The sequence below is a fragment of the Rhodococcus sp. 14-2496-1d genome (assembly GCF_002259365.1).
Lineage (GTDB): Bacteria > Actinomycetota > Actinomycetes > Mycobacteriales > Mycobacteriaceae > Rhodococcoides.
Genome location: NZ_NPFV01000029.1, coordinates 678,532 through 692,328 on the forward strand (window position 1 = coordinate 678,532; position 13,797 = coordinate 692,328).

12 protein-coding genes and 2 tRNA genes are annotated in these 13,797 nt (G+C 64.8%); 6 read left to right on the forward strand and 8 right to left on the reverse strand.

Going from position 1 to position 13,797, the window contains the following annotated elements:
* Nucleotides 1-18 precede the first annotated feature (18 nt).
* From cofC to CH296_RS24555, 3 genes are all read left to right on the forward strand, one after another.
* Entirely contained in the window at nt 19-783 is a 765-nt protein-coding gene (cofC, locus tag CH296_RS24545; protein WP_373557307.1) for a 2-phospho-L-lactate guanylyltransferase, read from the forward strand.
* Nucleotides 784-976: 193 nt separating this feature from the next.
* Nucleotides 977-3,097 (forward strand): RNA degradosome polyphosphate kinase, encoded by a 2,121-nt coding sequence (locus CH296_RS24550; protein ID WP_230597037.1) that lies wholly within the window; start codon nt 977-979, stop codon nt 3,095-3,097.
* Nucleotides 3,097-4,032 carry an NUDIX hydrolase gene (locus tag CH296_RS24555; protein ID WP_032397769.1) on the forward strand — a complete coding sequence of 312 codons (936 nt, stop codon included), beginning with the start codon at nt 3,097-3,099 and terminating at the stop codon, nt 4,030-4,032. The genes CH296_RS24550 and CH296_RS24555 overlap by 1 nt, the downstream gene beginning before the upstream one ends.
* A gap of 95 nt (nt 4,033-4,127) precedes the next feature.
* Here the strand turns inward: CH296_RS24555 and CH296_RS24560 are convergent, their stop codons facing one another.
* The 3 genes from CH296_RS24560 to leuC all read right to left on the reverse strand — a co-directional run bounded on the left by CH296_RS24560 (nt 4,128) and on the right by leuC (nt 7,052).
* Nucleotides 4,128-4,817 (reverse strand): HU family DNA-binding protein, encoded by a 690-nt coding sequence (locus tag CH296_RS24560; protein ID WP_032397768.1) that lies wholly within the window; start codon nt 4,815-4,817, stop codon nt 4,128-4,130.
* A 148-nt stretch (nt 4,818-4,965) separates the two neighbouring features.
* Entirely contained in the window at nt 4,966-5,583 is a 618-nt protein-coding gene (gene leuD, locus CH296_RS24565; RefSeq protein WP_032397767.1) for a 3-isopropylmalate dehydratase small subunit, read from the reverse strand.
* Between the two features lie 44 nt (nt 5,584-5,627).
* Nucleotides 5,628-7,052, reverse strand: a complete 1,425-nt coding sequence (gene leuC / locus CH296_RS24570; protein WP_032398343.1) for a 3-isopropylmalate dehydratase large subunit — start codon at nt 7,050-7,052, stop codon at nt 5,628-5,630.
* A 150-nt stretch (nt 7,053-7,202) separates the two neighbouring features.
* Between leuC and CH296_RS24575 the strand changes: the two genes are divergently transcribed.
* Nucleotides 7,203-7,931 (forward strand): IclR family transcriptional regulator, encoded by a 729-nt coding sequence (locus CH296_RS24575; protein WP_094631797.1) that lies wholly within the window; start codon nt 7,203-7,205, stop codon nt 7,929-7,931.
* 113 nt (nt 7,932-8,044) lie between these two features.
* Nucleotides 8,045-8,212 (forward strand): DUF5302 domain-containing protein, encoded by a 168-nt coding sequence (locus CH296_RS29085; protein WP_170946045.1) that lies wholly within the window; start codon nt 8,045-8,047, stop codon nt 8,210-8,212.
* A 62-nt stretch (nt 8,213-8,274) separates the two neighbouring features.
* Here the strand turns inward: CH296_RS29085 and CH296_RS24580 are convergent.
* Together CH296_RS24580 and CH296_RS24585 are read right to left on the reverse strand one after the other, a co-directional pair.
* A tRNA-Glu gene (locus CH296_RS24580) sits at nt 8,275-8,347 on the reverse strand.
* A gap of 91 nt (nt 8,348-8,438) precedes the next feature.
* A tRNA-Gln gene (locus CH296_RS24585) sits at nt 8,439-8,510 on the reverse strand.
* A 245-nt stretch (nt 8,511-8,755) separates the two neighbouring features.
* Between CH296_RS24585 and CH296_RS24590 the strand changes: the two genes are divergently transcribed.
* Nucleotides 8,756-10,441, forward strand: a complete 1,686-nt coding sequence (locus CH296_RS24590) for a bifunctional 3'-5' exonuclease/DNA polymerase (protein ID WP_094685876.1) — start codon at nt 8,756-8,758, stop codon at nt 10,439-10,441.
* Here the strand turns inward: CH296_RS24590 and CH296_RS24595 are convergent.
* From CH296_RS24595 to CH296_RS24605, 3 genes are read right to left on the reverse strand one after another with little or no spacing between them, the layout of a single operon-like run.
* On the reverse strand, nt 10,399-11,403 hold the full coding sequence (locus CH296_RS24595; protein WP_179277808.1) for a YihY/virulence factor BrkB family protein: 1,005 nt from the start codon (nt 11,401-11,403) through the stop codon (nt 10,399-10,401). The genes CH296_RS24590 and CH296_RS24595 overlap by 43 nt on opposite strands.
* A gap of 46 nt (nt 11,404-11,449) precedes the next feature.
* Complete coding sequence (gene gltX / locus CH296_RS24600; protein WP_094648106.1) at nt 11,450-12,925, reverse strand: glutamate--tRNA ligase; 1,476 nt, start codon at nt 12,923-12,925, stop codon at nt 11,450-11,452.
* A gap of 7 nt (nt 12,926-12,932) precedes the next feature.
* On the reverse strand, nt 12,933-13,706 hold the full coding sequence (locus tag CH296_RS24605) for a fumarylacetoacetate hydrolase family protein (RefSeq protein WP_094685877.1): 774 nt from the start codon (nt 13,704-13,706) through the stop codon (nt 12,933-12,935).
* Nucleotides 13,707-13,797: the final 91 nt, after the last annotated feature.

A 13,797-nucleotide genomic window follows, 5' to 3' on the forward strand; every position in this document is an offset into this window, starting at 1 on the left:
CGGCACAGATCCATGACGCTGGCAGGATCGAGCACCATGGGTGCATCACGAGACGACGACGGCGACCGCGTCGTCAGGGTTCTCATCGCGGTGAAGGATCTGGCCACGGCGAAGTCGCGCCTGGCGGCGGAGTTCTCGGCACCCGACCGGACACGATTGGTGCTCGCGATGCTCAGCGACACCGTGGCGGCCGCAGACTCGGTGTCGGCGGTCGATTCGGTCACTGTGGTCACCCCGGATCCTCTCGTCGCGGACACCGCCCGCAGAATCGGTGCACGGGTGTTCGACGAACCGGTCCGCGATCCGGCACTGCAACCGGACGAACGCCTCAATCACGCGTTCGCGGCCGCGGCGCACGTACTGCGTCACGGTCACGTCGGCGCGGACGTCGATGGGGACGAAACCGTCAGCGCAGGCCACGTCGACATCATCGCGTTGCAGGCAGACCTTCCGGCGATGCGTTCGACAGAACTCGCCCAGGCCTACGACCGCGCCCGGCGGGGAGGCAGATCACTCGTGGTCGATCATCACGGCACGGGAACCGCTGCTCTGATCCTCAAGGATTCCCCCGACGAGTTGGCACCACTGTTCGGACCGGACTCCGCACGCCGCCATACCGCCTCGGGCGCACGGGAACTCGACGGCGAGTGGCCTGGCCTTCGACTGGACGTGGACACCGCCGACGACGTCCGCAGAGCGCATCGTCTGGGAGTCGGACCGGCGACGGCGGCCGTTCTCCACTCGCTCGGGTGGAATGACGAGGCATCCGCGACGACTGCGTGACGGTAGGGACCGCCACGGCAGCCGGGTGAACACCGACCCGAGTTCGGCCATCGGAGTTTCACCGACGCCGGGTATGGGGGATGATCGTGCGGTGAGCAAAGACGACGTGCAGCCAGCGAACCAGGATCCGCCGATCGAGACAGGAAAGGCCGCAGGCTCGGAGCCGGCGTGGAGCGCGCCGATCGCGTCGACGATGCCGAGCATCCCGTCCGCTCTACCGGCCGCCACACCGGAATCGGTGGACGCTGCGACCGTTCTTCCCGAAAATCGCTATCTCAACCGAGAATTGAGCTGGCTCGATTTCAACTCGCGTGTCCTCGCTCTCGCCGAGGACTCCTCGCTGCCCTTGCTGGAGCGGGCGAAGTTTCTCGCCATCTACGCGTCCAATCTCGACGAGTTCTACATGGTCCGGGTCGCCGGTCTCAAACGTCGCGACGAAACCGGTCTGTCGGTTCGATCGGCCGACGGAATGACTCCTCGCGAACAGCTGGCGGTGATCGGGCAGCGCACCCAGGAACTTGCGCTCAAACACGCGCGAGTGCTGCTGGATTCGATTCTGCCCGAGCTCACCGCCGAGGGCATCGCGATCATCCGGTGGTCCGATCTGGACAGCGACGAGCGTGCGCGACTGTCGGACTACTTCACCGAACAGGTGTTCCCGGTTCTCACACCGCTGGCCGTCGACCCGGCGCACCCGTTCCCCTACATCAGCGGCCTGAGCCTCAATCTCGCTGTGACAGTGAAGGACTACTCCACGACCGGGGAGCACTTCGCCCGCGTCAAGGTCCCCGACAACGTCGATCGCTTCGTGCGCGTCAAGCGCGGCGAGGGCACTCACCGCATCGACGCCTTCCTGTCGATGGAGGAGTTGATCTCCGCTCACCTCCATGTGCTCTTCCCCGGCATGGAGGTCGTCGAGTCCCACGCGTTCCGGATCACGCGCAACGCCGATTTCGAGGTCGAGGAAGACCGCGACGAGGACCTGCTGCAGGCTCTGGAGCGAGAACTCGCTCGGCGGCGCTTCGGCTCGCCGGTCCGTCTCGAGATCGCCGACGACATGACCGAGCACATGCTCGAACTGCTGCTGCGTGAGCTCGACGTCGATCCCGGCGATGTCATCCAGGTTCCCGGACTGCTGGATCTGTCCTGCCTGTGGCAGGTCTACAGCGTCGACCGCCCCAACCTCAAGGACGCACCCTTCGTTCCTGCCACCCACCCCGCGTTCGGTGAACGCGAGACCCCCAAGAGCGTGTTCTCGACTCTGCGCGACGGCGACGTCCTGGTGCACCATCCGTACGATTCCTTCTCCACCAGCGTCCAACGCTTCATCGAGCAAGCAGCGGCCGATCCTCAGGTGCTCGCCATCAAGCAGACGCTCTATCGCACCTCGGGAGATTCGCCGATCGTCAATGCACTCGTCGACGCGGCCGGAGCGGGCAAGCAGGTCGTTGCACTGGTCGAGATCAAGGCGCGTTTCGACGAACAAGCCAACATCGAGTGGGCACGCAAGCTCGAAAAGGCGGGCGTGCACGTGGTCTACGGCCTCGTCGGCCTCAAGACGCACTGCAAGACCTGCCTGGTGGTGCGCCGAGAGGGGTCGGTCATTCGCCGGTACTGCCACATCGGTACCGGCAACTACAACCCCAAGACAGCGCGTATCTACGAGGACGTGGGCCTGCTGACGTCGTCGCCCGAAATCGGGGCCGACCTCACCGATCTGTTCAACTCGCTGACCGGATACTCGCGAAAGTCCAAGTACCGCAACCTTCTGGTCGCTCCGTACGGGGTGCGGCGCGGCATCGTCGAGCGCATCGAAGCGGAGGTCGAACACCTCAAGAGTGGCCGTGCGGCCGGAATTCGCCTCAAGGCCAACGCCTTGGTCGACGAGCAGGTCATCGACGCGCTCTACCGAGCATCGATTGCCGGAGTGCCGGTGAAGGTGGTGGTGCGCGGAATTTGTGCGCTCAAGCCAGGAGTTCCCGGGCTGTCGGAGAACATCGAAGTTCGTTCCATCCTCGGTCGATTCCTCGAACACTCACGGGTTCTGCATTTCCAGGGTGCGGACGAGTTCTGGATCGGCAGCGCAGACATGATGCACCGCAACCTCGATCGCCGAGTGGAGGTGATGGCTCAGGTCAAGGATCCCCGGCTGGCGAACCAGCTCAGCGACATCTTCGATTCCGCCCTCGACCCCACCACTCGATGCTGGGAGTTGGGACCGGACGGCGGCTGGGTCGCGTCACCTGCTCGGGGCGAGAAGGTTCGTGAACATCAGGTCGACCTGATGCGCAGTCGGAGGAATCAGGCGTCCTGATGGGCACTTCCGACGGTTCTCCCCGCGCCAACATCTTTGCGGCCGGCTCGATCCTGTGGCGTCGTTCACCGAGCGGCGACTCCGGCGTCGAGGTCGCCTTGGTGCACAGGCCCAAGTACGACGACTGGTCGTTCCCCAAGGGCAAGCTCGATCCCGGCGAGACAGCTGTCGACGCAGCGGTCCGAGAGGTGAAGGAGGAGACCGGATTCGACTCGCGACTGGGACGGTCGCTGTCCTACGTCACCTACCCGATTCCGGGGCACCGTCGGGTCAAGAAGGTGCTGTACTGGGCGGCCGAGGTCACCGGGGGCGAGTTCGTCCCCAATGTCGAGGTGGACGAACTGCGCTGGGTAGCACCCGAGGACGTCGGCCGCGAACTCTCGTACCCCATGGACCACAAGATCCTTCGCCGGTTCGTGGCCAAGCCTGCCGACACCTCGACGGTTCTGCTGGTTCGTCACGGCAGTGCCGGGTCGCGCTCGCGGTTCAAGGGCAACGATGTCGACCGTCCGCTCGACAGGACCGGACGGCGGCAGGCCCAATCCTTGGTCTCTCTGCTTCGTGCCTTCGGCGGTGATTCCGTGTACGCAGCCGACCGCGCTCGATGCGTCCAGACAGTCGCTCCGTTCGCCGAATCGTTGGGGGTGGACATCACTCCCGAGCATCTGCTGTCCGAGGAAGGCTACGCCGACGACCCTCGCAAGGGGCGACATCGCGCTCGCGACATAGCCGAACTGCCCGGCACCCCTGTTGTCTGCAGCCAGGGAAAGGTGATTCCCGACCTGATGCGATGGTGGGCGGAGAAAGACGGAATCACGTTGCCTGCCAACCGAAATCGTAAGGGTAGTGTTTGGGTGCTCTCGCGCCGTGACGGTCGGCTCATCGCTGCCGACCACATCGCCAGTCCGTTGCCCACCCTCACCGCCGACGGCTGAGCGGCGCAACACCAACGACGGAAGGCCCCCGACTCGATGTTCGAGTCGGGGGCCTTCCGCGGTGTTCACACTGTCATACGTGAAGCAGGCAGGCTCTACTTCTTCGCTGCGCGCTTCGCGGGTGCCTTCTTGGCCGGAGCCTTCTTGGCCGGAGCCTTCTTGGCAACGGTCTTCTTGGCCGCTGTCTTGGCCGGAGCCTTCTTGGCGGGAGCAGCAGTCGTTGCGGCCTTGCGCGCAGTCGTCTTGGCCGGAGCCTTCTTCGCAACGGTCTTGCGTGCGGTGGTCTTCGCGGGAGCTGCCTTCTTGGCGGCGGTCTTCGCGGGAGCCGCTGCCTTACGAGCAGTGGTCTTGGCCGGCGCTGCCTTCTTGGCGGCAGCGGTGGTTGCCTTGCGGGCGGTCGTCTTCACGGCAGCCTTCTTCGCAGCCGTCTTCTTCGCAGCCGCAGTCTTCTTGGCCGGAGCCGCAGCGGCACCGCGCTTGACGGCAGGACCGGTGGCGGGCAGCTTCTGCCCACCGGCGATGACGGCCTTGAACTGCGCACCCGGACGGAATGCCGGAACGTTGGTCGGCTTCACGCGAACGGTCTCGCCGGTGCGGGGGTTACGGGCGACGCGGGCTGCGCGACGACGCTGCTCGAACACGCCGAAGCCCGTGATCGTGACACTCTCGCCGCGGTGCACTGCGCGCACGATGGTGTCGACGATGTTCTCGACAGCCTCTGTGGCGCTCCGCCTATCAGACCCCAACTTCTCGGTCAGGGCGTCAATCAGCTCTGCCTTGTTCATGGATTTCCTCCGCTATATGGTGGCCCATCGTCGGACCGACTACTACAACGGTAAACCCCAAGTCGTCAAGAGTCTATGCGCCACGCCAATTTTCATTCTGGTGTCGCGGAATGATTCACGGCCGCAAAGCGTGTCGGACCGCCGCCGATCAGCTTTCGGCGGGTGTCTCGATCCGCGCCGGAAGGGTCAGGGGTTTGTATGAAGGCCTTGACTTTTCGTACTCCGTAATGGCCTCTACCTGGCGTAATGTCAATCCGATGTCGTCCAGGCCCTCCAGCAGACGCCACCGCGTGTAGTCGTCAATCGCAAAGGGCACCACCAACGTTCCAGCCGTTACGGTCTTGTCGACGAGGTCGACAATTATTTCCAGACCGGGCTGTTCTTCTAAGGCTTTCCACAGCAATTCGACGTCGGATTGATCCACTTCGGCAGCCAGCAGCCCGGCCTTACCCGAGTTTCCGCGGAAGATATCGGCGAAACGGGAGGCGATCACGACCCGAAATCCGAAGTCCGAGAGTGCCCAGACGGCATGCTCGCGTGACGATCCCGTACCGAAGTCGGGCCCGGCAACGAGCACCGAGCCTCGGTCGTAGGGCTCGAGGTTCAACACGAAGTTCGGGTCCGAGCGCCAGGCGGCGAACAACCCGTCCTCGAATCCGGTGCGCGTGACGCGCTTGAGGTAGACCGCGGGGATTATCTGGTCGGTGTCGACGTTGGACCGCCGGAGCGGAACTCCGATACCGGTGTGTCGAGTGAAAGCTTCCATCGAATGTGCTCCTCTGAGTTCGATCGATCCGAGCGAAGACGCGTTTACGCGAGATCCGCCGGAGACGACAGGGTTCCACGGATTGCCGTTGCCGCTGCTACCAACGGTGACACGAGATGGGTGCGCCCACCCTTGCCCTGCCTACCCTCGAAATTGCGGTTGGACGTCGACGCCGATCTCTCGCCCGACGCCAATTGGTCCGGGTTCATTCCCAGGCACATCGAGCAACCGGCCTGACGCCACTCCGCTCCTGCGGCCGTGAAGATCTCACCCAGACCTTCCTCCTCGGCCTGCGCTCGCACCCGCATGGAACCCGGTACCACCAGCATTCGCACTCCGTCGGCAACCCGGTGTCCTTCGAGAACGGACGCGACGGCCCGCAGATCCTCGATTCGGCCGTTGGTGCACGAGCCGACGAACACGGTGTCGACGGCGATATCGCGGATGGGCGTGCCCGCTTCCAGACCCATGTACTGCAAGGCCTTCTGGGCTGCCACCCGCTCGCTCTCGTCGACCATCGCCTCCGGATCGGGCACCGTATCGCCAAGTGGCGCACCCTGACCCGGATTCGTTCCCCACGTGACGAACGGCGTCAACGTGTCGGCGTCGATGTGGACCTCGTTGTCGAACACCGCATCCGGATCGGTCGCCAATTCGTTCCACGCGGCCACCGCCGCATCCCAGTCGGCTCCGCGAGGAGCGTGCGGGCGTCCCTTCAGGTACTCGTAGGTGACCTCGTCGGGTGCGATCATGCCTGCCCGCGCTCCGGCTTCGATCGACATGTTGCAGATGGTCATTCGCGCTTCCATCGACAGCTTGCGAATGGCCTCACCGCGGTATTCGAGGACGTAGCCCTGACCGCCGCCGGTGCCGATCTGTGCGATGACGGCGAGGATGAGATCCTTGCTCGTCACACCGGGGGCGAGTTCTCCGTCGACGGTGATGGCCATCGTCTTGAAAGGACGCAGCGACAAGGTCTGCGTGGCCATGACGTGCTCGACCTCACTGGTGCCGATGCCCATTGCGATCGAGCCGAAGGCACCGTGCGTCGAGGTGTGACTGTCTCCGCACACCACGGTCATGCCGGGCTGGGTGAGACCCAGCTGTGGGCCGATGATGTGCACGATGCCCTGATCGAGATCGCCCATCGGGTAGAGCCGAACACCGAATTCCTCGCAGTTGCGTCGAAGGGTGTCGACCTGCGTGCGCGAGACCAGATCGGCGATGGGCGCGAAGATGTCGGCCGTCGGGACGTTGTGGTCCTCGGTCGCGATCGTCAGATCGGGACGACGGAGCCCGCGGCCGGCCAACCGAAGTCCGTCGAACGCCTGCGGGCTCGTCACCTCGTGCACCAAATGGAGGTCGATGTAGATCAGATCCGGCTCACGCGCCCCGCCTTCGCCGCCGCCTCGGACCACCACATGCTGGTCCCATACCTTCTCCGCCAAAGTCTTCGGTGTTTCGGACATCGCTGTCGCGGACCTCGTCTTTCCCTGTCGTCGTCGCGCCGGTGAACGGGCTGGTTCACCTCGCGTGATCGTCTCGACATCATGCCCCCGGCGCGCACCGAAGATGTCGTAGTTGTGCAATCTCAGCATGCGGGAGGCTAATATCGTTCTATGAGACAGCATAGCCCCAATGGCCTCGTCGACAAATCGAGCGGTATCGGTGTCCTCGACAAGGCGATGGCGGTGCTGCACGCGGTGGCCGAGAAGCCCTGCAATCTGGGCGATCTGTGTGCTCGAACGAGCCTGCCCAGGGCCACGGCCCACCGGCTCGCGGTCGGCCTGGAGACCCACCGGCTTCTGGTACGAGATGCCGACGGCCTGTGGCGGACCGGGCCGGGACTGGGCGAGCTCGCGGCGAGCGCATCGGATGCCCTCCTCGATGCTGCTGCCTCGGTACTCCCCCGCCTACGCGAGATCACCGGCGAGAGTGTGCAGATCTATCGGCGCGAAGGAACGGTGCGGGTGTGCGTGGCGTCCATGGAGCCGCCGACCGGACTTCGAGACACCGTGCTCGTCGGAGCACGCCTGCCGATGACGGCCGGGTCGGGTGCCAAAGTGCTTCTCGCATGGGCAGATTCACAGACTCAACGAACAGTTCTGCCCGATGCGGAATTCGGTGAGCGCACCCTCCTCGAGGTTCGACGGCGCGGTTGGGCGCAGAGTGCGGGCGAGCGCGAACCGGGCGTCGCGAGCGTTGCCGCGCCGGTGCGCGACAGCAACGACGCTGTGGTGGCGGCGATCTCGGTGTCGGGACCGATCGATCGAATCGGGCGCAAGCCCGGAGCGCGCTGGGCAGCCGATCTCCTGGCGGCCGCGGACGCACTGCACAAGCGACTCTGAGGCAGGGCGCAGACCTCACGGCCCGAGGAAAACCAGCTGATCGCGCTGCGAGAGTGGGGTACCTTCGTCTCGAGCGGCCTACCCGGCCGGTCGTCGACTGCGAGGAGTCACCCATGCCCGAATCCGGCAGTGAAGAACTGAAGAAGAAATTCCGCGAAGTCCTGGAACAGAAGAACAGCAAGTCCCACAATTCCGTCGAACACAAGGACGGTGGGCCGAAGGTCAACAACGCTCACGGTCCGGCCGACCATCAGAAGATGTTCCGCCGCAAGAGCGTCTGAGACGCCCACACCGAAACGACAACACCCTCCCGATCCACGGATCGAGAGGGTGTTGTCTGTTGTAGCCCCGACGGGATTCGAACCCGCGCTACCGCCTTGAGAGGGCGGCGTCCTAGGCCGCTAGACGACGGGGCCAGGAACTTCACCTGCATTGTTGTTCGAGCTTGTAACGCTGAGCCAGCTTAACTGCCTCGGCCTCGGCGACAAAATCGCCTTCACCTGCTCGCTGGGGTACCAGGACTCGAACCTAGAATGGCGGTACCAGAAACCGCTGTGTTGCCAATTACACCATACCCCAATGGACTTGAATCGAACTGCGCATCACGATCGATGTGCACTGCGTTTCGAGCCGGGATAGAGACTATCAAAGGTGACTACCCATTCTGCAAATCGGCTGCTCAGAGCCACCGAAACCGCGCGGCGCAGACTTCGGGGCCGGCCCAAGTCGCTGCTTCGTCGGGCCCCAGGAGCCCCCTCGACGCCTCGTCCGACCAGTGGAGCAGACTTGTTCTCCGTGACCGATCGCAGACCCAGCCGAGTCCGATGAGGGTTCTGCTCGTTCCTCAGGGCGAGCAGGCGGTACTGACGTACCTCGCCGACGACGGCTCGATGCAGAGTGAACCCACGGTGGCCGAGGATCCGGTCGCGGCCGTTGCCGGGCTGGAGCGAGACGAACGGCCGAGGTGGGTGTGGGAGGACACCAGCCGGATCTACCCTCGGTTGCTCGAACGAGGAGTACGCGTACGCCGCTGTCACGATCTGGCCCTGGTCGGTGCGATTCTGGCGATGCGCGCCGGCTCGGCGACTGCCCCTTCGGCTCCCGCCGACCTGCGGCCGGGGCTGTTCGACGCGAACCCCAACTCCGATCCCGCGGCCGTGCTCACCGAGTATCGGCGTCAGCTTCGCGACATCGGTGACGATCGCGCACTGCACCTGCTGGCGGCGGCCGAGTCGGCCGGGGGCCTGGCCGCCGCGGAGATGACCTTCGACGGGTTGCCGTTCTCCGCGTCGGCACATCGCCGTCATCTGGACACGATGCTCGGTGCGCGGCCGCTGGACGGTTCTCCACCCCCGGCTCTCGTCGAGCTCGAGAACCAGATCTCGTCGGCGTTCGGGCGGCGCGTCAACCCTGCCTCTCCCGTGGAGCTGGTGGCCGCGTTCGCGCGCGTCGGTATCGAACTGACATCGACTCGCGCGCACGTCATCCGCGACATCGACCACCCGGCAGTTCCGCTGCTGCTGCGCCACCGCGATCTGTCGAAGCTGCACGCTGCGAACGGGTGGGCATGGCTCGACGCGTGGGTTCGCGACGATCGTTTCCGTCCGGTCTATGTTCCCGGCGCTGTGGTCTCGGGCCGGTGGGCCAGTCGCGGCGGAGGCGGCCTGCAGATTCCGAAACCCCTGCGCGCCAGTGTGATCGCCGATCCCGGTTACACCTTCGTGGCCGCCGACGCCGGTCAGCTCGAACCGCGCATTCTCGCTGCGATGTCCGGCGATCCCGGTATGGTCGCCGCGGCAGGCACCGCAGATCTGTATGCACCGGTGGCGGCAGCATCGTTCGGCGGCGATCGCAGCCACGCCAAGGTTGCCGTTCTCGGGGTCCTGTACGGGGCGACCTCCGGCGAGGCGCGTTCGCTGCTGACGCGACTACGGGCCTCGTTCCCCGGTGCCGTCGCACTGGTGGAGGAGGCCGCCCGCGCGGGAGAACGGGGCGAGGTCGTTCGTTCGTGGCTCGGACGGGCCTGCCCACCGCCCTCGCCGCAGTGGTGGTCGGAAGGTGACGCGCACGCGCGGGGCCGGTTCACGCGCAATTTCGTCGTGCAGGCCACCGCCGCCGAGTGGGCGCTGTGCTTGTTGGCCGATCTGCGTGGCCGGTTGGCCGGGAGTGGAGCCCGCAGGAGTGACCCGAATGCCGGGAGCGGAGCCCGCAGGAGTGACCCGAATGCCGGGAGCGGAGCCCGCAGGAGTGACCAGAATGCCGGGAGCGGAGCCCGCAGAAGCGACCCGAATGCCGGGACCAGCAGCGAGTTGGTGTTCTTTCAACACGACGAGGTGGTGGTGCATTGTCCCGTCGCCGATTCGGAGCGTGCCGCCGAAGCGATTGCAGCATCGGCGTTGTCGGCAACTCGGCTGATGTTCGGCGACACGGCCGTCCGGTTTCCGATGGAGACGAGAATCGACCGCTTCTACGGCGCTTCGGCTGCCGGCTCGGAGCCGGATTCGGACTGAGCTCCCGGTGGGTCGGCGAACGTCACGTCGATGTCCTCGAACGGCTTGCTGCGTTGTGCTTCTGCCTGTCCGGTGTAGGTGAGTTTGTCACCTTCGGTCAGTTCGACATCGTCGGTGAACGGGGCCAGAAGGGACCGCGGGAACAGCCTGTCGACACGAACCACGTTGATCTCGATGCAGATCACGATCGATACCGAGGTCACGTACAGAAAGGCCAACAGCCCGAGCACGACTGCAAAGACACCGTTCGTCACCGTCGAACTCGCGGCGACGTATTTCACGTACACACCGCCGAACGTCTGCAGTAGCTGCCACGTCAGACCGGCCACTAGGGCTCCCGGGAGTACCTGTCCGATCGACACCGCTCGCACTGTGGCGAGCCGAAACGCAACGACGAACACCCCGACGTACAGCAGCGTTCCGATCACGAAGACGACGAGACCTGATTCCGGGCCGAAATATCCTGCGGCACTGAGCACATTCAGTGCGGTGATAGCCAGTACCGCCAAACCGACGGTGCTCAGCAAACCCAGTCCCCGCACTCGGGCTCGAATCGGATCGGGCCGGAGATTCTTCGGTACGGCCCATGCGGTGTTCATCGCGTTCTGCAGCGCAACGGACACACCGAGCCCGCCGTACAGCGACCCGAGGATACCCACCGTCAGACCGACCGTGCCGCCACCTATCCGTTCGGGACGCCCCAATTCTTCACCGACCGCCGGGATCTGACCGAGTGCCGAGTTCAGGATCTGTTGTTGCAGCTCCGGGTTGCCCATCAACACGATGCCCAGAATCACGGAGAAGAGCAGCAGCGCAGGAAAGAGCGAGACGAAGGCGTAGTACGTGATCAGGGCGGCGAGGTAGCCGCCCTGATCGTCGACGAACTTGTACACCACCGCAATGGGATAGCCGAGGACCGGCCGCCTGCGCTGGAGTCGATCCAGTCGATCGGAGACACTCATTCGAGGCTGCCCCCGCGGCCCGCGGTGCGCCTGGGGCCGTGCGCCGTCACGCCACCCGGGCGCGTGCTGCAGCCAGGCGTGCCAGGGTCTTCTCGCGCCCGAGCAATTCCATGGACTCGTACAGCGGCGGACTGATGTGCGACCCGGTCACTCCCACCCGAATCGGGGCGAAAGCCTTGCGCGGCTTGAGCTCGAGCTTCTCGATCAGCGCGTCCTTGAGAGTCGCCTCCAGATCGGCCGTGGTCCAGGTCTGCAACGCCGTCAGCGCCTCGACCGAGGCGTCGAGAACGGGTGCGGCATCGGCACCGAGGTTCTTCGCCGCGGCTGCAGGGTCGATCTCGAAGTCCGCCTCGTCGACGAACAGGAACTTCAGCAGTCCCCAGGCATCCGAGAGGACGACGATGCGGGTCTGCACCAGATCGGCCGCGACGGCGAACACCTTCTCGTCGACCGGCTCGGTGAGATTGCCCTGCGCGACGAGGTATTCGCGCAACCGCGCCGCGAAATCGTCAGCTGCCAGCATCCTGATGTGCTCGGCGTTGATCGCGTCGGCCTTCTTCTGATCGAAGCGTGCCGGGTTGGAATTGACCGACGAGATCTCGAACGCCGCCACCATCTCGTCGAGAGAGAAGACGTCGTGATCGTCCGAGATGCCCCAGCCGAGAAGAGCGAGGTAGTTCAGCAGACCTTCCGGAACGAACCCACGATCGCGGTGGATGAACAGATTCGATTCGGGGTCACGCTTGGACAGCTTCTTGTTGCCCTGGCCCATGACGAACGGCAGGTGCCCGAACTCGGGGGTGCGTTCTGCGACGCCGATCCGGATCAGTGCCTCGTAGAGAGCGAGCTGACGAGGCGTCGACGACAGCAGGTCCTCACCGCGCAGGACGTGGGTGATCTTCATCAGTGCGTCGTCCACCGGATTGACCAACGTGTACAGCGGAACTCCGTTGCCTCGGGTCAGAGCGAAATCCGGTACGGTCCCGGCCTTGAACGTGGTCTCCCCGCGCACGAGGTCGTTCCACGTCAGATCGTGATCGGGCATCCGCAGTCGCACGACGGCCCCGCGCCCCTCGCTTCGATAGGCCTCGCGCTGCTCCGGAGTCAGGTCGCGGTCGAAGTTGTCGTAACCGAGTTTGGGGTCGCGTCCGGCTGCCTTGTGACGGGATTCCACTTCCTCCGGCGTGGAGAACGACTCGTAGGCCTCGCCGGCGTCGAGCAACTGCTGCACGACGGCAACGTGTTGCTCGCGACGCAGCGACTGCCGGTAGGGCTCGTACGGGCCACCCACCTCGGGGCCTTCGTCCCACTCGAGGCCGAGCCAGCGCAACGCGTCGAGCAGGGCGGCGTAGGACTCTTCGGAGTCGCGTGCTGCGTCGGTGTCCTCGATGCGAAAGACGAAGGTGCCGCCGTGATGCCGGGCGAACGCCCAGTTGAACAGTGCGGTTCGGACCAGACCGACGTGCGGGGTCCCGGTGGGCGACGGGCAGAACCGAACGCGGACATCTGTTGCTGTGGTCATGCTCGCCCTACTTCTTCGTTGCGACGGGGTTGGTCAGGGTACCGATTCCCTCGACGGTGATCGACACGCTGTCTCCGTCGGTGATGGGCCCGACTCCCTCGGGGGTTCCGGTGAGAATGACGTCTCCGGGGAGCAGTGTCATCACCGCGGACACCCACTCGATGATCTTCGGAATGTCGTGCAGCAGAAGCGAAGTACGACTCTGCTGCTTGACCACGCCGTCGACCTCGGTCTTGATCTCGAGATCGGTCGGGTCGAGCGAGGTCTCGATCCAGGGCCCGAGTGGGCAGAAGGTGTCGTGCCCCTTGGCGCGAGTCCACTGTCCGTCGTGCTTCTGGTGGTCACGGGCCGAGACGTCGTTGGCGACGGTGTATCCGAGCACCACCTCGTACGCCTTGGAGGCCGGGACGTCCTTGCACGGGCGGCCGATGACGATCGCCAGTTCACCCTCGAAGTGCACCTCGTTCGAGGACGGTGGCAGCACGATGGGCGCTCCGGGCCCGACGATGGAGGTGTTCGGCTTGATGAAGATCACGGGGTCCTTCGGAGCCTCACCGCCCATCTCGGCCACGTGCGCGGCGTAGTTCTTCCCGATGGCGATGACCTTGCTGGCGAGGATGGGGGCGAGCAGTCGCACGTCGGCCAGAGGCCACGACCGACCCGTGAACGTGGGTGTGCCGAAAGGATGTTCGGCGATTTCCTTCGCAGTCTGCGAGTCACCCTCACCTTCGATACTCACGAATGCCACACCATCAGGACTTGCAATTCGACCGAGACGCATGCCGGAAGTCTATCGACCGTCGTTCTCCGCACGTCGACGCCGTCCGATCCACCGATCTTTCGCCGGTGTAAAGTTCGCGTTGATCCACATA

Excerpts from the sequence above, each read along its gene's own strand:
- CH296_RS24595 (WP_179277808.1), bottom strand. The coding sequence starts at position 11,403 with ATGAGTGTCTCCGATCGACTGGATCGACTCCAGCGCAGGCGGCCGGTC.
- CH296_RS24550 (WP_230597037.1), top strand. The coding sequence starts at position 977 with ATGCCGAGCATCCCGTCCGCTCTACCGGCCGCCACACCGGAATCGGTG.
- CH296_RS24560 (WP_032397768.1), bottom strand. The coding sequence starts at position 4,817 with ATGAACAAGGCAGAGCTGATTGACGCCCTGACCGAGAAGTTGGGGTCT.
- leuC (WP_032398343.1), bottom strand. The coding sequence starts at position 7,052 with ATGTCCGAAACACCGAAGACTTTGGCGGAGAAGGTATGGGACCAGCAT.
- CH296_RS24590 (WP_094685876.1), top strand. The coding sequence starts at position 8,756 with ATGAGGGTTCTGCTCGTTCCTCAGGGCGAGCAGGCGGTACTGACGTAC.
- CH296_RS29085 (WP_170946045.1), top strand. The coding sequence starts at position 8,045 with ATGCCCGAATCCGGCAGTGAAGAACTGAAGAAGAAATTCCGCGAAGTC.
- gltX (WP_094648106.1), bottom strand. The coding sequence starts at position 12,925 with ATGACCACAGCAACAGATGTCCGCGTTCGGTTCTGCCCGTCGCCCACC.
- leuD (WP_032397767.1), bottom strand. The coding sequence starts at position 5,583 with ATGGAAGCTTTCACTCGACACACCGGTATCGGAGTTCCGCTCCGGCGG.
- CH296_RS24555 (WP_032397769.1), top strand. The coding sequence starts at position 3,097 with ATGGGCACTTCCGACGGTTCTCCCCGCGCCAACATCTTTGCGGCCGGC.
- CH296_RS24575 (WP_094631797.1), top strand. The coding sequence starts at position 7,203 with ATGAGACAGCATAGCCCCAATGGCCTCGTCGACAAATCGAGCGGTATC.
- CH296_RS24605 (WP_094685877.1), bottom strand. The coding sequence starts at position 13,706 with ATGCGTCTCGGTCGAATTGCAAGTCCTGATGGTGTGGCATTCGTGAGT.